At 58.1% G+C, this 19191-nt stretch carries 19 protein-coding genes; 6 read left to right on the top strand and 13 right to left on the bottom strand.

Features of this window, described 5'->3' with window-relative positions:
• Position 1 precedes the first annotated feature (1 nt).
• The 3 genes from KO499_RS05155 to KO499_RS05145 form a co-directional block, all read right to left on the bottom strand.
• Positions 2-994: a dihydroorotate dehydrogenase-like protein gene (locus KO499_RS05155; RefSeq protein WP_215982636.1), complete on the bottom strand. Its 993-nt coding sequence runs from the start codon at positions 992-994 to the stop codon at positions 2-4.
• On the bottom strand, positions 987-4580 hold the full coding sequence (nifJ, locus tag KO499_RS05150) for a pyruvate:ferredoxin (flavodoxin) oxidoreductase (protein WP_215982635.1): 3594 nt from the start codon (positions 4578-4580) through the stop codon (positions 987-989). Before nifJ ends, KO499_RS05155 begins: the two co-directional genes overlap by 8 nt.
• 108 nt (positions 4581-4688) lie before the next feature.
• On the bottom strand, positions 4689-5825 hold the full coding sequence (locus tag KO499_RS05145) for a tRNA-queuosine alpha-mannosyltransferase domain-containing protein (RefSeq protein WP_215982634.1): 1137 nt from the start codon (positions 5823-5825) through the stop codon (positions 4689-4691).
• Between the two features lie 136 nt (positions 5826-5961).
• Between KO499_RS05145 and KO499_RS05140 the strand changes: the two genes are divergently transcribed.
• Positions 5962-6978 carry a permease gene (locus KO499_RS05140; protein WP_215982633.1) on the top strand — a complete coding sequence of 339 codons (1017 nt, stop codon included), beginning with the start codon at positions 5962-5964 and terminating at the stop codon, positions 6976-6978.
• Between the two features lie 38 nt (positions 6979-7016).
• Positions 7017-7253, top strand: a complete 237-nt coding sequence (locus tag KO499_RS05135) for a thioredoxin family protein (protein WP_215982632.1) — start codon at positions 7017-7019, stop codon at positions 7251-7253.
• On the opposite strand, the gene KO499_RS05130 is transcribed toward KO499_RS05135, so the two are convergent.
• The 3 genes from KO499_RS05130 to KO499_RS05120 form a co-directional block, all read right to left on the bottom strand.
• The gene (locus tag KO499_RS05130; RefSeq protein ID WP_215982631.1) at positions 7248-8432 is read right to left on the bottom strand and encodes an MFS transporter; all 1185 of its coding nucleotides are present in this window, start codon (positions 8430-8432) and stop codon (positions 7248-7250) included. The genes KO499_RS05135 and KO499_RS05130 overlap by 6 nt on opposite strands.
• A gap of 93 nt (positions 8433-8525) precedes the next feature.
• The gene (locus tag KO499_RS05125) at positions 8526-9323 is read right to left on the bottom strand and encodes an ABC transporter permease (RefSeq protein WP_215982630.1); all 798 of its coding nucleotides are present in this window, start codon (positions 9321-9323) and stop codon (positions 8526-8528) included.
• Positions 9310-9918, bottom strand: coding sequence for an ABC transporter ATP-binding protein (locus tag KO499_RS05120; protein WP_215982629.1), 609 nt, complete (start codon positions 9916-9918; stop codon positions 9310-9312). Before KO499_RS05120 ends, KO499_RS05125 begins: the two co-directional genes overlap by 14 nt.
• A gap of 88 nt (positions 9919-10006) precedes the next feature.
• Here KO499_RS05120 and KO499_RS05115 point away from each other — a divergent pair, with 88 nt between their 5' ends.
• A complete protein-coding gene (locus KO499_RS05115) occupies positions 10007-10633 on the top strand; it encodes a hypothetical protein (protein ID WP_215982628.1) in 627 nt (208 codons plus the stop codon).
• A 7-nt stretch (positions 10634-10640) separates the two neighbouring features.
• On the opposite strand, the gene arsJ is transcribed toward KO499_RS05115, so the two are convergent.
• The 3 genes from arsJ to KO499_RS05100 are packed head-to-tail and all read right to left on the bottom strand — an operon-like array spanning position 10641 to position 13651.
• On the bottom strand, positions 10641-11834 hold the full coding sequence (arsJ, locus tag KO499_RS05110; protein ID WP_215982627.1) for an organoarsenical effux MFS transporter ArsJ: 1194 nt from the start codon (positions 11832-11834) through the stop codon (positions 10641-10643).
• A 1-nt stretch (position 11835) separates the two neighbouring features.
• Positions 11836-12840: an ArsJ-associated glyceraldehyde-3-phosphate dehydrogenase gene (locus KO499_RS05105; protein ID WP_215982626.1), complete on the bottom strand. Its 1005-nt coding sequence runs from the start codon at positions 12838-12840 to the stop codon at positions 11836-11838.
• A gap of 46 nt (positions 12841-12886) precedes the next feature.
• A complete protein-coding gene (locus tag KO499_RS05100) occupies positions 12887-13651 on the bottom strand; it encodes a metalloregulator ArsR/SmtB family transcription factor (RefSeq protein ID WP_215982625.1) in 765 nt (254 codons plus the stop codon).
• Positions 13652-13741: 90 nt separating this feature from the next.
• Here KO499_RS05100 and arsH point away from each other — a divergent pair, with 90 nt between their 5' ends.
• The 3 genes from arsH to KO499_RS05085 all read left to right on the top strand — a co-directional run bounded on the left by arsH (position 13742) and on the right by KO499_RS05085 (position 16463).
• On the top strand, positions 13742-14458 hold the full coding sequence (arsH, locus tag KO499_RS05095; RefSeq protein WP_215982624.1) for an arsenical resistance protein ArsH: 717 nt from the start codon (positions 13742-13744) through the stop codon (positions 14456-14458).
• 10 nt (positions 14459-14468) lie between these two features.
• Positions 14469-15536, top strand: a complete 1068-nt coding sequence (arsB, locus tag KO499_RS05090; protein ID WP_215982623.1) for an ACR3 family arsenite efflux transporter — start codon at positions 14469-14471, stop codon at positions 15534-15536.
• Between the two features lie 129 nt (positions 15537-15665).
• Positions 15666-16463 (top strand): undecaprenyl-diphosphate phosphatase, encoded by a 798-nt coding sequence (locus KO499_RS05085; RefSeq protein WP_215982622.1) that lies wholly within the window; start codon positions 15666-15668, stop codon positions 16461-16463.
• Between the two features lie 21 nt (positions 16464-16484).
• On the opposite strand, the gene KO499_RS05080 is transcribed toward KO499_RS05085, so the two are convergent.
• The 4 genes from KO499_RS05080 to KO499_RS05065 all read right to left on the bottom strand — a co-directional run bounded on the left by KO499_RS05080 (position 16485) and on the right by KO499_RS05065 (position 19082).
• The gene (locus KO499_RS05080) at positions 16485-16907 is read right to left on the bottom strand and encodes an ArsR/SmtB family transcription factor (protein WP_215982621.1); all 423 of its coding nucleotides are present in this window, start codon (positions 16905-16907) and stop codon (positions 16485-16487) included.
• A 75-nt stretch (positions 16908-16982) separates the two neighbouring features.
• Complete coding sequence (locus KO499_RS05075) at positions 16983-17252, bottom strand: hypothetical protein (RefSeq protein WP_215982620.1); 270 nt, start codon at positions 17250-17252, stop codon at positions 16983-16985.
• Positions 17228-18019, bottom strand: a complete 792-nt coding sequence (locus tag KO499_RS05070) for a type 1 glutamine amidotransferase (RefSeq protein ID WP_215982619.1) — start codon at positions 18017-18019, stop codon at positions 17228-17230. The genes KO499_RS05075 and KO499_RS05070 overlap by 25 nt, the downstream gene beginning before the upstream one ends.
• Positions 18006-19082, bottom strand: coding sequence for a permease (locus KO499_RS05065; RefSeq protein ID WP_215982618.1), 1077 nt, complete (start codon positions 19080-19082; stop codon positions 18006-18008). The genes KO499_RS05070 and KO499_RS05065 overlap by 14 nt, the downstream gene beginning before the upstream one ends.
• Positions 19083-19191: the final 109 nt, after the last annotated feature.

The following is a 19191-nucleotide window of genomic DNA, read 5'->3' as shown; positions in this document are numbered from 1 at the left end:
TTCATTTCCAGCCATGTAGCAGGCGGGCGTAATTCAGTCGCTCCCAGGCTCGGGCGTTCGGGGCATTCTCCATGGACAGCGCGCCCCGGGCTTCCGCAAGCGACTGGTATCCCATGCCGGAGAGCCGCTGAGTCATCTCCCTGTTAATTCTGGCCAGGGCACCGGCGCCGTCAGCCAATACGGCAGAAACAACCTGCACTACCGAGGCACCGGAAAGGACTGCCTTGACCGCATCGTCACCCGCATGCACGCCACCCGAAACCGCCATCTCAAGACCGGTCTGGCCATACAGCATGGCAACGGCGTGCAGCCGCAACGGCAGTTCGGCACTGGAAGACAGCACGACTTCCCGACTTAACTCCAGCTCATCCAGATCCATACCCGGCTGATAAAACCGGTTGAACAGGACCAGTCCTCGGGCGCCCCCCGCTTCGATACCGGCCACGAACGCCGGCAACGCCGAGTAGAAAGGCGATAGCTTGACGCTGACCGGGATACTCACCTGCTGAACCACGGAACGGACCACAGCCAACTGGCGCTGTTCCAGGGTGTCCGCGGTGTCGGAAGGATCCGGGGCCAGATCATAAAGGTTCAGTTCAATGGCAGCGGCACCGGCCTCCTCCAGCTCCCGGGCATACTGGGTCCAGCCACCGGGCGAAATGCCATTGAGCGAGGCGATCACCGGTACATCCAGGGCATTACGGAGCAGCTCGAGGCGTCGGCAATAACTGCCGGAACCCATCTCGAACACTTCGGATTCCGGAAAAAACGAGCGCGCCTCGGCATCCATATTGATGCGGGAATCGATAAACCGGTGCGCGGCCATCTGCTCTTCCACCAGCTGTTCCTCGAACAGCGAATGCATCACCACTGCGCCGGCGCCCGCAGCAACACAGGCTTTCAAAGCATCCAGGTCATCGGTCAGCGGACTGGCACCGACCACAAGAGGAGAGCGCAGCTCCAGGTCCAGCCAACGGGTTGTCAGATCAGTCATGACGTTCACCCTTTTGGTTGTCAGCACTGGCGGAATCGTGAGGTTCAAAGTGGATGCCGGCCAGCTGTTTGTATAGCTCCCGTTGTTCAGTGGCCGCTTCTGAAGCCGCCGACACCAGTTGCTCGTAGCGCTCAGGGTCCCTCAATTCCAGCATCCGGAAGCGGGCTTCCTCCTGCATGTAAGCCTTCATGGTGACTTTCTGACGCAGGGAGTCCAGTTGCAGCGGAGACAGGCCTTCGTGAATGCGCCTCGGGTCGAACCGGTACAACGGCCAGGCCCAGCTGTCGACTGCCCGCTTCTGTTGCGCCGGCGAGTGCACCAGATCATAGCCATGGGCAATGCATGGGCTGTGGGCAATGATCAACGCAGGGCCATCGTAACTCTCGGCCTCCTGCAGTGCTTTGGTGGCCTGATTGCTGTGGGACTGCATGGCGATCTGGGCGACGTAGACATGACCATAACTCATCGCAAGCAGACCCAGGTCTTTCTTGCGGGTTGCCTTGCCGGCGGCGGCGAACTTGGCGATTGCCCCCATAGGGGTAGCCTTGGATTGCTGGCCACCGGTGTTGGAATACACCTCGGTATCCAGCACCAGCAGTTTCAGATTCTGGCCCGAGGCCAGTGCGTGATCCAGACCACCATAGCCGATGTCGTAGGCCCAGCCATCGCCACCGATCACCCACACACTCTTCGGGCACAGTTCATCAGCCAGGCTGCCAAGCTCCCGGAACTCCGTCCCCTGCTGATCGGCCAGCCAGGCCAGTAGCTGTTTAACGGCGGCACGCCTCGAAGCCATGGCCGCTTCATCTGCGGTGGAGCAGGCATTAGTCAGTTCCGTGTATAGCCCACGGGGCAATTGACCCCGGACCTGATCCAGAAGCTGCCGGGCCCGTCCAACCAGTTTGTCGAGGCCCAGGCGCATCCCCAGACCAAGCTCGGCGGCGTCCTCAAACAGCGAATTGTTCCAGGTCGGCCCACGCCCTTCGGCATTGACGGTGTAGGGCGTGGTGGGCAGATTGCCGCCGTAAATCGAGGAACAGCCGGTGGCATTGGCGATCAGCATCCGGTCGCCCACCAGTTGGGTCAGCAGCCGGATGTAAGGCGTCTCACCACAGCCGGCACAGGCTCCGGAGTACTCAAACAGGGGAATCAGCAGCGGCAGCGATTTGAAATCCCGGGGAATTCGCTCCCTGGGCACCTCAGGCAACCCCCGGAAGAACGCCAGGTTCTCGGCTTCCACCTCCCGGTGTTGCTCGATAGGCTGCATGTTAATGGCCTTGCGCTTGGGTTGGGTGCGGTCCCTGGCCGGACAAACCTCCACACACAGCCCGCAGCCGGTGCAATCATCGGGCGCCACCTGAATGCGGTAATCCAGCCCCTCCAGCTCTGATGTCTGGGTTTCCGGCACCGTCTCGAAACTCTCCGGCGCACCGCTGACCGTTTCAGGTTCAAACACCTTGCTGGTAATGGCCGTGTGCGGGCAGATCATTGCGCAAAAGTTGCACTGCACACACAGGTCGGACTCCCAGATGGGAATGTCCAGAGCGATGGTTCGCTTCTCGAACTGGCTGGTTCCTGTGGGCCAGGTACCGTCCGGCGGAAACGCACTGACCGGGAGCTTGTCACCCTGCCCCTCCAGCAACAGCCGAGTGACTTTGTGCACAAAGTCCGGCGCATCCTCCGGCACCCGGGGCACACGGAAACGGGTAGCCGTTACCGTGTCCGGCACCGACACTTCATGCAGATTATCAAGCGCGGAATCCACGGCCGCCACATTACGGCGCACCACCTCCGGGCCGCGCCGACCCCAGGTTTTGCTGATGGATTCCTTGATATGAGCAATAGCTTCGTCGCGGGGCAGAATGTCGGCCAGGGCGAAGAAACAGACCTGCATCACCGTATTGATCCGACGTTCCAGCCCGGCTTTTTCTGCCACTTCGGCGGCATCAATCACAAACAGGCGAGCCTTGCGCTGGACCAGCACCCGCTGGACCTCAACCGGGAGCTGATCCCAGACTTCATCTTTTGGCCAGGGCACATTCAATAACACGGTCGCGCCTTCTGCCGCATGCTCCAGAACATCAAAGCGCTCCAGAAACTGGGGCGCGTGAATGGCGACAAACTGGGCCTGACGGATCTGGTAACTGGAGCGGATCGGCAGTGGACCAAACCGCAGATGGGATACTGTCGTGGCTCCGGATTTCTTGGAGTCGTAAACAAAGTGGCCCTGGGCAAACAGCTCAGTGCCCTCCCCCAGAATCTTGATGCTGGCCTTGTTGCTGCTGACAGTGCCGTCCGCGCCAAGACCGAAAAACAAGGCCCGGCGGGTTTTTGGGGACTCAATATCCAGCTCGTTATCCACGTCCAGCGAAAGGTGGCTGACATCGTCACGCACACCAACCGTAAAGCGGGTTTTCGGATCCCCAACCTTCAGTTCGTCAAAAACAGCGCTGACCATGGCCGGGGTAAATTCCCGGGAGGACAAGCCATAGCGACCTCCGATCACCCTTGGCAGGACCTTGCGCTCGCCCCGGCTATAGGCCTCCATCAGCGCACCACTGACCTCCAGTAACAGGGGTTCACCCTGAGCCCCGGGCTCCTTGGTTCTGTCCAGTACCGCCAGGTGTTCTACGGTAGCAGGCAAGGCCTTCAGAAAACGGTCCATCGCAAAGGGCCGGAACAGGCGCACCTTGAGCACACCGACCTTTTCATTCTTCTCCAGCAACCATTCCACGGTTTCATGGGCACATTCAGCACCGGAACCCATCAGTATGACCACCCGCTCGGCCTCAGGGTGGCCGACATAGTCAAACAAGCCGTATTGGCGACCTGTAATACCGGCAAACCGCTCCATCACAGCTTCCAGTTTTTCCGGAAACGCCTCATAGAAGGGATTGATTGCCTCTCGGGACTGGAAAAAGGCATCCGGATTCTGGGAGGTACCCCGAACCACGGGCCGGTCCGGCGTCATGCGACGGCTACGATGCGCTTCCAGACCCTGGTGTGGCACCAGGGCCAGCAGGTCCTCGTCAGTCAGGACAGCGATTTTGGCGATTTCATGGGAGGTCCGGAAACCGTCGAAGAAGTGCATCACCGGAACCCGGCTTTCCAGGGTTACCGCATGGCCGATGGCCGCCAGATCCTGAGCCTCCTGAACCGATCCGGACGCAAGCAGGGCGAAGCCGGTACCCCGGGCGGTCATCACATCGGAATGGTCGCAGAAGATAGACAGGGCATGGGTGGCTACGCTGCGGGCCGCAATGTGCATACAGAACGGCGACAGCTCACCGGCGATCTTGAACAGGTTGGGCAGCATCAGCAGCAGGCCCTGGGAGGCGGTAAAGGTGGTCACCAGGGAGCCGGCCTGCAATGCCCCGTGCATGGCCCCGGCGGCGCCTGCCTCAGACTGCATCTCCACAACACTGGGCACCTGCCCCCAGAGATTGGGCTTACCCAGGGCCGCCCAGTCATCGGCGTGCTCGCCCATCACCGAAGCGGGGGTAATCGGGTAGATGGCAATGGTTTCGCTCAGGCGGTACGCAACCGAGGACACAGCTTCATTGCCGTCGAGGGTATGAAACTCCATGGCCACAACTCCTGTGGTGAGGCCGAAAGACTGTTCTGAGTCTAGTATTGCCCGGGACAACCGCAAGTGAGGGGCTTGACCTGAGACAGATTCAGGCAAGAAACCGGGTCAGGATTTGCCTGGCCTGCCAGCAATCAGATCGCTGAACAGCGTCCGGTAGTCTTCCGCCAGTCGGGACGCCCGCCAGCCCTCCGGTGGACAGGCCGACGGCTGCTTCTCCAACAGCCGCTCCAGGCAATCGGCAGCAGCTTCCGCCTCCCGTTCAGCATCCGGCTCATGGCTCGCATATCGGCACAGATCCGGCACATAGTCCCGATAGGCCAGCCGGTCCGGCGCCAGGGGCATGCAGCCAGATGCCATGGCTTCAAGCATTGATAGGCCCTGGAAATCGTGGAGGGCTGTGGATACGACAATATCCGCCCTGCGCAGCAAGCAGTCATAGTCGTCACGACTCTCCAGAAAACCCCAGTGCTCGATTTGATCACCGAACTCTTCCCGGATCTGGTCAAACGCCTTCGGATATTTCCGGAACCGCTCACCCACCAGGCTCAGGCGGAACGGAACCGAACGCCGGTCCAAAACCTGCAGGAACCTCAACAGCCGTTCAGGCCCCTTGTCGTATTCCCATCGGTGGTTCCAGAGCAGGTGCGGGCATGTCCTGTCCATGGGCGCCGGCCGATCCATGAACAGCCGGTCTTCGATTGGCACCGGTATCACCAGTGACTTCCTGCGGAGCTCTTCGATCAGGCCATCCGGCACCCGGTCAGGCAGTTTCTTGAGAAAGGAATCAACGCCATCAACAAAACTGTCCAGATTCCAGCCACTGTTGAACACCACGCAATCCGCCGAAACGGCACTGTAAAGATTCACCATCTGAGGATCAGCACTCGCGTTCTGACCACCGGACAAGGGAAAGGCAAACTGATTCTCATGCATGTACAGCAGGCAGGGGATCTGCGTGAGGCGTGGGTGCAGACCCCGCAGCGACGCCAGATCCACCATCGATGTGGCGATTACCAGATCCCAGTGTTCCCGAAGCACCGGCTCATTCAGCCAGCTCAATGGATTGCCGCGAATACGCCATCGAAAGAATCTGGCCGGAAGCGTAAGGCTTTGCCACTCGTATTCCGGAAGCAAGGTCGTCAGCTGCTCACGCCAACGTTGGTGACTGGCAGCATCATAGCCGGAAAGCACAAGAATTTTCGGTGCGTGGTTACCCCGGCCTGGCAGGGAGGGTTCAGCCATGGAGAGCCTCAGATACTCATCAACGGAAACGGTTGCATTGCAGAACAGCGAGTAACATACAACAATTGAAAGTATCGTTTCCGCCGGTCGTTCGTCTTCAGGTTATCAGCTTCCAATCACAAAGGCCTTATTGACCATGCTTGCTTTGTTTACCGAATTTGCCACCTGGCTGGCTTACGGAATTCTTGGCCTTGATCCAGCGACCAGGATCGGTACGTCCGTCCATTTTTTCATTGAGGACACCACCAAGATACTGTTCCTGCTGGTGCTCATGATTTACGTCATTGCACTTGCACGGGCGGCTTTGGACCTTGAGCGTGTTCGCGCCTATATCCAGAGCAAGAACCGTTTTGCCGGCTACGTGTTCGGGTCCGGTTTCGGGGCTGTCACGCCATTCTGCTCGTGCTCCAGCATCCCTCTGTTTCTCGGTTTCACCAGTGCCGGAATTCCTCTGGGGATAACCATGGCATTTCTGTTTACCTCACCCATCATCAACGAGGTTGCTGTAGTTATGCTCTGGGGCCTGCTGGGCTGGGAGTTCACTCTTGCTTATGTGGTGATTGGCATGACCGCGGGTATTGTTGGCGGCATGATACTCGACAGTCTGGGAGGTGAACGCTGGCTCAAGGATTTTGCCGCCAAGGCCTATCAGAAAGCCAAAGACACGGCCCATGAACAATCGGGTGATCCGGAGCTTCCCAAGCGCCGGACGATGAGCTTTGCTGAACGCCACCAGTTTGCGAAGGAAGAACTCAAGGACATCGTCGGACGCATCTGGAAATGGGTGCTGATCGGCGTTGGTATCGGTGCCGGGCTGCATGGTTTCGTACCGGACGGCTGGTTTGCCGACAACCTGGGATCCGGCCAGTGGTGGAGCGTTCCGGCGGCTGTATTCGCGGGCTTGCCCCTGTATTCCAACGCCACCGGTGTTATTCCGGTCATAGAAAGCCTGATCGTCAAGGGACTGCCAGTAGGCACCACCCTGGCCTTCTGCATGAGCACAGTAGCGGCGAGTTTCCCGGAGTTCATCATGCTCAAACAGGTGATGACTTTCCGCCTGCTCGCGCTGATTTTCGTTATCCTGCTGGCCAACTTCATGGTAGTCGGCTGGGTCATCAACGCCATAAGCCCCTGGATCTTTACCGGATTCTGAGGGCACATTGAACATTCAACGAGATCGGGAGAAAGACCATGAAAACCTTTGAAATTCTTGGAACCGGCTGCAAAAAGTGCGTAAAAACAGCGGAAAGCATCGAACGGATTGCCGACGAACTGGGACAGACCGTAACTGTGGAAAAAGTGACCGATCCGGCCAAAATCATGGAATATCAGGTCATGTCCACGCCCGCCGTCGCGGTTGATGGCAACGTGGTGCACAGCGGCTCTATTCCCGGGCGGGACGAGATCACCCGCTGGCTGACGTCATGAACTGGCAGTCACAGAACGCACCCTTCCCAGCGACCACAACCCCAGAACAGGCCCGGGAACCAAGAGAAGCACCACCCAGACGTCCAGCATGCCCCAGAGCCCGCTGGTGAGCCAGATGGCCGGCAGTGTAATTATAAAGCCGATGGCATTCATGACCGCCAGCGAGGAGCCCAGCGTCTCTCTCGGTGCGGCCTCGGCAGCCAGTGCCGAGAGTTGGGGAGAATCTGAAATAACGGCTACCCCCCAGATCAACAACAACATAATCAGAAGCACCGGAGATAAACCCGCCAGCCAGGGGTAGATCAGACATACCAGGCCAGACAACAACAGCGCCCGCCGTGCCACCCACTCACTACCCAGGGTACGGGTGAGTGCTCCGCCACCGACACAGCCAACAGCACCAATGCCAATCACTGCAAACGACAACCAGGGAGCCAGTGAATCTCCCTGGTCCAGGCGCAGTAACTCCCGTTCAATCAATAGCGGTGCCAGCGTCCAGAACGCGTATAGCTCCCACATGTGCCCGAAATAACCGCCGGCTACGGCCCGAAACCGGGGTATACGCAGCGCCGCCAATCCCTGACTGAGAGGCAACCTGCCTCCGCTCTTTGGCAAATGCGGTCCATCCCCCAGCAACAGGACCAGCACGCCCCCCGCCAGGGCCAGCCCCGACGACACCAGCAACGGCCACTCCCAGGGCATTCCGGGAGTGGCTCCGCGCATCAGGTGTGGCAATGCAGTACCCAGAGTGAGCATTCCCACCAGCCAGGCCAGTGCAGCCCCCGCGTATTTCGGAGTCCAGGCAATGACCATCTTCATACCCAGTGGATAGATGCCGGCCAGGCACAGGCCAGTGGCAAATCGCAGCAGGAAATCAAACGGTGGCACGCCTGCAGTAAAAACAAACCCGCTATTCACCAGGGCACCGAGCAGACTGGACAGGGCAAAGATCCGACTGGCACCAAAGCGGTCCGCCAGCCCGGTCACGGCAATGGTCAAGGTACCCGCAATAAAGCCCGCCTGCACCGCCAGCGTTAACCAGCCCAGATCGGAGTCGGTTAACCCGAGTTCGCGGACAAGCGACGCCCAGACACCATTGATACTGAACCAGAGCGAGGTCCCGAACAGCTGGGCAATGACAATCACAGGCAGGGGGTAACGTCGTAGTAACTCAATCATTGTTATCGTCTTTTCTCCACCCGGGATCACAGCCTAGCGTCATGGGGCAGGTCTCGCCCATGCTACTTTGGTGTTCGTCTGAGCTTGCTGACATCAGGATTTCACCAAGCGGTCCAACCGCAAACGTTCGCGATCATCGAACAGCCTTCGCCCGCCCCATTTGACCGCCATCACAGATCCAAAGCCGGTGCCTGCCGTGATCACAAGCATCACCAGAATCTGGTACTTTACCGCTACCGCAGGTGGACTCCCCGCAAGAATCTGCCCCGTCATCATGCCCGGCAAGCTGACGATACCAGCCGCTGCCATGGCATTTATCGAAGGCATCATACCACTGCGCATGGCGTCCATCCGGATATCCTGCAGCGCCTGCTGCCAGGTCTGCCCAAGCATCAGACGGTTCTCGATCACAGCCCTTTGCCGCCAGATCGATTCATTGAGTCGATCCAGAGCCAGACCTACCCCAGTCATCGTATTGCCCAACATCATGCCAAGCAACGGAATGGCGTACTGGGGCGAATACCAGGGATCGGGCCCAATCACTACCGTCAAAGCCAGAATGGTGACCGTGAATGACGACACGAACATCGCGCCGGTGCCGATGCTGAAGGCCCACCACCCCCGAAGGCGTCGACTCTGGCGCGCCACCACCTCCCGTCCGGCAACCAGCAGCATCGCCAGCGCCATAAGAGCAACCCAGTAAAACGCGGCGGAAGCGAACAGAGCTTCCAGCACCAGACCGATCAACGCCAACTGGATCACCGTGCGCAGTGCCGCAATGAGCAGGCTCCGGGTCATACCCAGCCGGGCGAAATACCCGGTCGCAGCCAGAGCCAGAATCAACAGGGCCGCCAGCCCAAGCTTCCACCAGGCCAGATCAATCACTTCCATGGATAACCTCCAGCTCGGTTCCATGAACCCGGTAGTGGGCATTGGCCACCCGGTGAATCTGGCCCGAATCATGGGCGACCCATAGGACCGCGATCTGCCGCCGCCGGATCTCCTCAAGCAACCAGGATTCAATAATTTCGGTGGTGGTGGTGTCCAGATTGGCCGTGGGTTCGTCCAGCAACAAAGCCTCCGGCTGAAGGGCAAGTGCGCGCCAGAGCGCAAGCCGCTGGCGCTCACCGGAAGACAGACGACTGACCGGCCAGCCCATTACGTCAGCCGAAAAGCCCAGTGCGGAGGGTAGTCTTGCGCCGGTATCCGCCGGGAAGTGGCCACCCACTTCGTCAAACCACCACTGACTGTCAGCGGGAACCATCACCACCCGTCGTCGCCACTGGTGTGCTGGAACGTTCTGCTGGTCTGTGCCCGACAGAGAAACCCTGCCGCCATGGGGTTCGAGATCCGCCACCGCCCGAAGCAGGCGGCTTTTACCACAACCTGAGGGACCGGACAGACAGAACACCTGTCCGCCAGACACGGCCAGTGACACATGGCTCAAAGTGCCAACGCTTAGATTTTCCAGCAAAAGATCTGTCAAGATAGTGTCACCGGGGCTCGCAAACGTTATAAGGGTTATACCATTGCACAGTGCCGGGACAACAACCAGCCACACAGGGCCGCAATAGATGAAACGCCAAACGCTTATTGCATTGACACTGGGATCGGTACTGATCACGTCGCCGGTGGCCGCTGAAGTCAGCCTGGCCCCGTTTGTCGGTTATCGAGTAAGTAATTCGGTGGATATCGAGACGGCAGGCGCCAGCACCAAAGACCAGATTGACTTCCGGGATTCCGCAAGCCAGGGCCTGGTGCTCAATTTTGATCTGGCGGAGCCCGGTAAGCAGGGGGAACTATACGTTGGCCGGCAACGCACCTCGGCAAGGCTGGACGACGGGCTGTTCGCCCCCGGTGTCGGATCAATCGACCTGACTATTTACCAGGTGCAGTTCGGCGGGCTCTATTTCCCTGGCGGCAAGAATCACGGGGGTTTCGTATCCGGCGTGCTGGGCGTTACCCGACTTGAACCGAAAGATTCGGGGTATGACACGCACCACCGGGCAGCGCTGGCCATTGGTGGTGGCTATCAGTTTTTCCTGACTGAACACCTGCGCCTGAGACTGGATCTTCGCGGTATCTACACGGCCCTGAATTCCGGCGGCTCAGCGTTCTGCTCCGGAGGATGCGAGCTCAGGTTCAACAGCAGTGGCTACCTGCAGATGGAAGCAGGCGCCGGTCTGGCCATTCGATTCTGATATTTGCTCAGGCTGTCACCGGCCGGCGCTCGGGCAGTAACACAGACAGCACCGATGCCATAGCCACCAGACCCGATGATATCCACAGGCAGGCCTCCAGCCCCCAGACCTGGTAAACCCATCCTGACAGTATGGTTCCCAACAGCCTGCCGGCGGCATTGGACATGTAATAAAATCCCACATCCAGGGACACACCATCCCCCCGGGCATAGCTGACAATCAGATAGCTGTGCAGGGAGGAGTTAACGGCAAAGAGCACGCCGAACAACAGCAGACCACCGATAACCACGATCTGGGGTGACCAGCCGGCCGACAGGCCAACTGCAATCGCCGCAGGAACCAGGGCAAGTGCTGCCGCCCAGAGCACTGCAGGCTGTGTGCCCTCCATGTTTCCGGTGAGGCGCGGGGCAATGGTCTGGACAAAGCCGTAACCAATAATCCAGGTGGCCATAAAACCGCCCACTTTCCAGAAATCCCAGCCAAAGACCGTGTGCAGGTAAACCGGCAACGCCACCACAAACCAAACGTCCCGGGCGCCGAACAGGAACATCCGCGCCGCTGAAAGCACGTTTATGGCCCGGCTCTTGGAAAGCATGTCACGGAACTTCGGTTTGGCTTTGCTCTTGCCCAGCTCCTGTTTCAGCAGGAACAGGCTGGCCAACCATACCAGACCCAGGGCCAGGGCCATCGTCACCACGGCTCCCTGGAAGCCAGCGGCCATCAAGAGGACACCACCGAGGAAAAAGCCGACACCCTTGAGGGTGTTCTTGGAGCCGGTAAGGATGGCCACCCATTTGTACAGGGTGCCCTGCTGCTCGTCCGGCACCAGCAACTTGATGCCGCTCTTGGCAGACATCTTGTTCAGATCCTTGGCAATACCAGAGAGCGCCTGCGCGGCCATCACCCAGGGAACGGTGAGCATGGCCGCCGGGACCGCCAGCATGGCCAGCGCGACAATCTGCAGAAACAGCCCGATATTCATGGTGCGGTTCAGCCCCATGCGAGCGCCCAGATAGCCGCCGACGAGATTGGTCACCACCCCGAAGAATTCGTAGAAGATGAACAGCAGGGCGATAGCCAGGGGCGAGTAACCCAACTGGTGGAAATGCAGCACCACCAGCATCCTCAAGGCACCATCCGTCAGGGTAAACGCCCAGTAGTTGCCGGTAATGACGAGGTACTGTCGGATGGCGGCAGACATATCAGGCAGAGCCTACCCGCCGTGCCAGTTCAGCAGTGCGGTTGGCATAGCCCCATTCATTGTCGTACCAGGCGTAAATTTTTACCTGGGTGCCGTTGACCACCATCGTGGAGGGGGCGTCAACAATGGACGACCGCGGATCCGTCTTGTAGTCGATGGACACCAGCGGGCGTTCTTCATAACCCAGGATGCCATCAAGCTCCCCCTCAGCCGCGTCTTTCAACAACTGATTCACCGCATCACGGTCCGTGGCCGTTTCGACCTCGAAAACGCAGTCAGTCAGCGAGGCATTGGTTAACGGCACCCGCACCGCATGGCCATCCAGCCGCCCTTTCAGTTCCGGGAAAATCTCGATAATCGCCGTGGCGGAACCGGTGCTGGTAGGAATCAGTGAGCTCCCGCAGGCACGGGCCCGACGCAGGTCCTTGTGGGGCGCATCAATGATCGTCTGGGTATTGGTCAGACTGTGAATGGTGGTGATGGATCCGTGCTTGATACCCAGTTTCTCATGAATCACCTTCACCACCGGAGCGAGACAATTGGTGGTACAGGAAGCGGCCGTGACAATGCGATCTCTGGCGGGATCAAAGCTATCATCATTGACACCTACCACGATGTTTCTGGCACCCGCCTCCTTCACCGGCGCGGTGACTACCACGCGCTTCACGCCCTGATCCAGGTAGGCTTGCAACACCGACACTGTCTTGTTGACTCCGCTGGCTTCAATCACCAGGTCGCACCCCGACCAGTCCGTCTCATCAATACCCTTGTTATGGGTCACCCGGATGCGTTGCCCTTCAATGTCGATATCCTTGCCGTCCGGGACGGCTTCGTGTTGCCAGCGGCCGTGCACGCTGTCGAAATTCAGCAGATGCGCCAGCGTACCGGCATCCGCGCCGGGGTCATTGATGGCAACAAATTCCATATCCGGCCACCCCCAGGCGGCTCGCAAAGCCAGGCGGCCAATACGGCCAAATCCGTTAATACCGACCTTGATGCTGCTCATGATGCGCTCCTGAATTCGCTGTTACGTCCATTTGGTCACGTGATGGTTACTGGCATTGAACCAACGGGCGGTCGGCCATGGCCTGCAGCCGGGCAAGTGGCTGCTCAATCAATTCGGCATTATTGATAGCCGTTTCATCCAGTACCCGGGCCAGCCAGTCGGGAATACCCGGGTTCAGGGAGTAGTAGATCCACTGTCCCCGACGCTCGGTTGCCAACAGGCCTGCTTCCCGCAACGTCGCCAGATGCCGGCTGACCTTGGGCTGTGGCGCATTGAACACTTCCGTCAACTCACAGACACAGAGTTGTTCCTGACTTCGGATCAATAGCAGCGCCGCCAGGCGAAACTCGTCGGCCAGCGCCTTGAACACGGTTACCGGGTCATAACTGGCGGCTTTCGGGCCAGTCTGTTTCTGATGCACCAGGGCGAAAAGCGCAATGCGCTCTCGTATTTCCTTAAGCGTCAACGCAAAGATCGCCGTGCGGTTTACAGGAACCGGATCGGCAAAGTCCCAGGCAATTTGCTGGGCTGGCTGGCAGACAGTACCGCACTCATTGGCCGCTTTGTCACACAGGGTAATCACGTAATCCCAGTACTGCCCCTGCATATCCGCCAACTGCTTGCTGTGCAGACCTTCAGTGGAAATACCGGCTTCCTCAAGAACCTTCAACGCCAGAGGGTGAGGGCTGTCAGGCTCGGTGCCGGCACTGGCCACCTCAAAGCGATCCCCGGCCATGTCACGAAGCAATGCTTCAGCCATCAGCGAACGGGCACTATTCGCCGTACAGACGAACAAAACTCGGCGTTTCATATTCATTTTTCCGTATATTCGCTTTTACGTATATCTGATTTTATGCATAATAGGATCTGTATCTCTACAAGTAAAGGACTCCTCCAACAAATGAGCACTCAGGACCTTCCCAACATCGATTCGGACCTGTTCAGCACACCCACCATGGACCAGCTATTGAAGGCACCGTCGGCATCGCATCCGCCACGGATTCTGTTGCTGTATGGCTCCCTGCGCGATCGTTCGTTCAGTCGGCTGGCGGTGGAAGAAGCTGCCCGGTTGCTCGAAGCCATGGGCGCCGAAACCCGCATCTTTAACCCACGAGGCCTGCCCCTGGCCGATGCGGAGGACGCCTCGCACCCAAAGGTTAAGGAATTGCGTGATCTTGCCGAATGGTCTGAAGGGATGGTCTGGTGCTCGCCCGAACGTCACGGTGCCATGACCGGCATTATGAAAACCCAGATTGACTGGATCCCGCTCTCTATTGGTGGCATGCGCCCCACTCAGGGCAAGACACTCGCCGTCATGCAGGTCTGTGGCGGCTCCCAGTCCTTCAACACCGTCAACCAGTTGAGGGTACTGGGTCGGTGGATGCGGATGGTCACCATCCCCAATCAGTCTTCGGTACCCAAGGCGTTCCTGGAGTTCGATGACAACGACCGCATGAAGCCCTCCCCTTTCTATAACCGTATCGTGGATGTTATGGAGGAACTGGTGAAGTTCACACTGCTGATACGGGATCGGAGTGATTACCTGACAGATCGCTATTCGGAGCGGGTAGAGAGCGCCGAGACCGTATCAAAGCGCGTCAATCAGCGATCCATGTAAGAGGAAGGCCATGAGCACTGATATGGAAGCCACAACGCAAGAGTCCAGCGGCGGCATGGATCTGTTCGGCAGATTCCTGTCGGTCTGGGTTGCCCTGGCCATCATTGCCGGCGTCGCCCTTGGCCAACTGGCACCCTCGGTTCCGGAAACCCTGTCCCGCTTCGAATATGCCCAGGTGTCGATCCCCATTGCCATCCTGATCTGGGCCATGATTTTTCCGATGATGGCCCAGATTGATTTCAGCGCCGTGGTCGGGGTCCGGAAAGAGCCCAGGGGATTGGCGATAACCACCATCGTAAACTGGCTGATCAAGCCCTTCACGATGTTCGCCATCGCCTGGTTCTTTCTTATGGTGGTGTTCAAAGCTTTCATTGCGCCCGACCTGGCCAGCGAATATCTGGCCGGCGCCATACTGCTGGGGGCCGCACCCTGCACTGCCATGGTATTTGTCTGGAGCTACCTGACCCGAGGCGATGCCGCCTACACCCTGGTTCAGGTGTCCCTGAACGACCTCATCATGCTGTTTGCCTTTGCGCCAATCGTGGTGTTTCTGCTGGGTATTTCCGACATCCAGGTACCCTGGGATACGGTGCTTCTTTCTGTGTTGCTGTATATCGTCATCCCGCTGACCGCAGGCTATCTGACCCGTCGAATCCTGATCGCCAGCCACGGCCAGCAATGGTACGACCAGGTCTTCATGAAACGCCTCAGCCCGGTAACTCCGGCTGCCCTGATCATTACCCTGGTGCTGCTGTTCGCCTTCCAGGGCGAAGTGATCCTCAATAATCCCCTGCACATTCTGCTCATCGCTGTGCCGCTGGTCGTACAGACCTTCCTGATCTTCTTCCTGGCCTATGGCTGGGCAAGGCTCTGGAAGGTGCGACATTGCATTGCCGCGCCCGGTGCCATGATCGGCGCCAGCAACTTTTTCGAACTGGCCGTGGCAGCCGCCATCGCCCTGTTCGGCCTGCAATCCGGCGCGGCTCTGGCAACGGTTGTCGGCGTTCTGGTGGAGGTACCACTGATGCTGGTGCTGGTGCGCATTGCCAACACAACCCGGGACCGATTCCCCGTCTGACGCATCGAGACCGGCCGCCGGGCCGCAGTCCCGGTGCGGGTCTCGATGGCATTACCTGTTCAGTCCCCTGACACCCTGCTAATATCGCGACCACATCACCGACGTACTGAACCTGACGGAATCTAAGCGATGGACGTTCTCCAGGCCCTCTTCCTTGGCCTTCTCCAGGGACTGACCGAATTCCTGCCAATATCCAGCTCGGCCCACCTGATCCTGACACCGGCATTCTTTGGCTGGACCGATCAGGGCGTGGGTTTCGACCTGTCGGTGCACATAGGTACCCTGCTGGCCGTGGTCCTCTATTTCCGCAACGATGTATTCGGTATCGCCCGGGACGGCCTGATTTCCGTCAGCCGCCGCAAAATCGTCGGCCAGGGCGCCCTGGCCTGGTACCTGGTGATCGGCACCATCCCGGCAGGTCTGGCTGGCCTGGCTTTGCTGGACATGATCGATAACGAACTGCGGGCGGTGGAGGTCATTTTCTTTACCACCCTGTTCTTTGGCTTGCTCCTGGGCGTTGCAGACTGGATACCCAAGCGTCAGCGCACCCTCGACAAACTCAACTGGAAAGACGCCGTCCTGGTCGGCATTGCGCAGGCCATGGCCCTGGTTCCCGGCACGTCCCGCTCCGGTGTCACTATCACCGCCGGCCTGTTTCTCGGCATGACTCGTGAAACCGCCTCCCGGTTCTCTTTCCTGCTGGCAATTCCCATCATTGTGCTGGCATCGGCAGTGAAATTAATGGAAGTCGCAACGTCAGACATCATTGTCGACTGGAATGGATTTCTGATAGGTGGGGTAACGTCATTCCTGATGGCCATTACCGCGATTCACTTCTTCCTGAAGTGGCTTAACAAGGTAGGTATGTGGCCATATGTTATTTACCGCGTTGCTCTGGCCGGGGTTATTTACGTCGTTCTGATGTAAGCACTGGCCTAATCTCCAGCGTCAAGCGCCACCGCCTTCACCAAGGCCCTGGCGTTCAATAATATCGGCCCACTCAGTACTGCCCGGCCCGACCACGCACTGCCCGCTCTCGCGCAATGCAAGGCGCAGATGGCATTTTTTGATCTCGGTTTTCAATTCCAGCTCGGGAATGCTTCTCACGGCCGCCAGTAATTTTATCTGGAAAGGAGATCCTTCGCGGTTAAGGGTATAGAAAACCCATTTGCCTTCTTTATGCGCGGTCACCAGACCCGCTTTCTGCAGAATCTTCAGGTTGCGCGAAACGTTGTAATGGGTTTCTCCCAGCACATCCATCGCTTCCGCAACACAGATTCGTTCGTCGACATGCACCAACAACCAGAAAAGTCGCAAGCGATTGGTGTCTGCAATGGCCTTTAAGACATCGGTATAACAGGCATCTATCATTCTATTTCCAAACCTCCGTTGGTCTGGATCTTAAGTGATTACTATCGGAGCAGCAATCGTGAACCCGGAAACGGCTTATTCGGGCAAATTTCGGTGTTGCCTGAGTCCTCTCAGCATCAAAAAAACTCCGGCACAAAACACCAGTCCGGAATGACTGCCATGAAAGATCAGCTCGGCTTTGCTGGCACCAGACAGCAAAGCGATCCAGAAGAAGGGACACAGGAGCCCCAGCAAAGCAATAGAAAACCCGGGCCTGGCAGACGAGGGCAGCCTGCGCTCCCGGATCACCTGCCACAAGTGGGTGTAGGCGCATAGATTGGCTAAAACCTGTCTCGCTTTTCCCATGTTTCTCTCCCTGTTTCGTTAATCCCCAGCAGAAAATGATTCAGCACTCGGCAGGCTGCGTCCCCGTCGTCAGGGTTCCGCATACCCCTGCGAGCCTGAGCCAGCGCTTGTCCGTCGAATTTGGCGTGGGCCACATTCAGAAACTGGTGAAAAAAGTCGCCGGTAAACTCCGGGTGCCCCTGTATGGTCAAGACTCTGTCGGTATGACGCATCAGGTAATAAGGACAAAACTCACTGCCCGCCAGGAGCTCAAAACCCTCAGCCGGTGCAACGACCTGATCACGATGCATCGCGTAGAGAGCAACAGGCCTCGAATCAGGGAGTCCGACTATTCGTTGGTGCATGTGTACCGGATAGATTCCCAGCCCCCAGCCTGCAGCACGCTCTACGTGACCGCCTAAAGCCTGATGAATCATCTGGTGACCGAAGCAGATCCCCAACAATCTCCGATGCGCGCCATGTGCGACCCGAATAAAACTTCCCAGCTGTTCAATCCAGTGTTCCCGATCAAACACACTGGCAGGACTGCCACTGACCAGATAGACGTCAGCATCCCTGACATCGCCTGGCAGTTCACCTTTCCATGCCCTCCAGGTTCGGATTTCGGCCCCCGGGTTGTCGAGCCGGAGCCGTTTGACCAGACATTGGGCGTAGTTACCAAACCTCGATTGCAGGGCGTCATGTACGTCTCCACACAACAACAGGCCGACACGGGTCGGCCGTTGTTGTGCGCTTTGCCTGCAACCTGGTGTTTTAGAAGACAACACTGAAAACAACCCCACCAACAATGGCGAGAGTAATGACGGTTATCACGAAAGCCACCACTGCTTTCGGCTTGAGCACGGAAGAGATAATGGCGATTTCCGGCAGACTGGCACCCGTTCCGCCAATCAACAACGCCATGGCAGCCCCCATACCCATGCCTTTGGCAATGAGCACCTGAAGCAAGGGAAGAGCCATCTCAATTCGCAAATACAGTGGCACACCAATGCTTGCAGCCACGGGAATGGCATACCAGCTATCCTCGCCTATGTATTGCTCGACGATTTCCGCGGGGAGAAAAGCCGCAGACAGCGCACTGATCACGGCCCCAATCAAAACGTACGGAATTATTCGCTTGAACAGTGCCCAGGCGAAGCGCATGGCCAGCTTCATGCGCTCTTTGTGCGCTATGCCGGCCATGCTGCTGGTGGGAGCACAGGCGGTGGCTATGCATTCTTCCAACTGCCCTGACGGCGACTCTATCGCCATTGCCTCACTGTTGCAGCTGGGCATGGCGGTTGCCGTACATGCTGTGGCGGCGGGAGTCGGGGCAGAACAGGCCGAGACGGGAGCAGAAGCAGAGCAAGCAGGCGCCGGCGCACTGCCACATCCGCCTGCGGGTACATCCTCAATACGGCGAAAAGCATGTTTTAACGGTGTCCGGCCAATGACGAACCCCGCCAGCATGGCACCGCCCAGAGTCAGAGCCAGGTACACAAGCGCTACCTGCCAACCCAAAACCGCAACAATAAGACCGACAACAACAAAGTTGCACAGAGGGGCGGAAATCAGAAAGCCGAACACCATACCCATGGATGCCCGCATTTCTATCATCCCCATCACCACTGGCACCATGGATGCACTACAAAACGGTGTAAGCGTACCCAGTAACGCCCCCACCAACGGGCCTCGTTTTTCATTCTTGGCCAGTTTTTTCTGAAGTTTATCCTGTGGAATATATTCCCGGATGATGCCTGTCAGAACCGCGACAACGGCGATGATAAGTATCAGAGCACCGCCTACATGCAGCAACTCATCAAGGGCGACTGCCCAACTATTCTTGTCCATAACCTTTCCTTCAATGACGTAAAACGCTCCATATCTGCACGTATGCACATTTATGCGTTTGTGCACATTAAGGGATTGACCAACGCCTGACAAGGAAAATCGTATTCAA

Source organism: Marinobacter sp. F3R08 (assembly GCF_018860425.1).
Lineage (GTDB): Bacteria > Pseudomonadota > Gammaproteobacteria > Pseudomonadales > Oleiphilaceae > Marinobacter.
The sequence above is the reverse complement of the archived record's forward strand: the minus strand, read 5'-3'. Positions and strand labels throughout refer to the sequence as shown.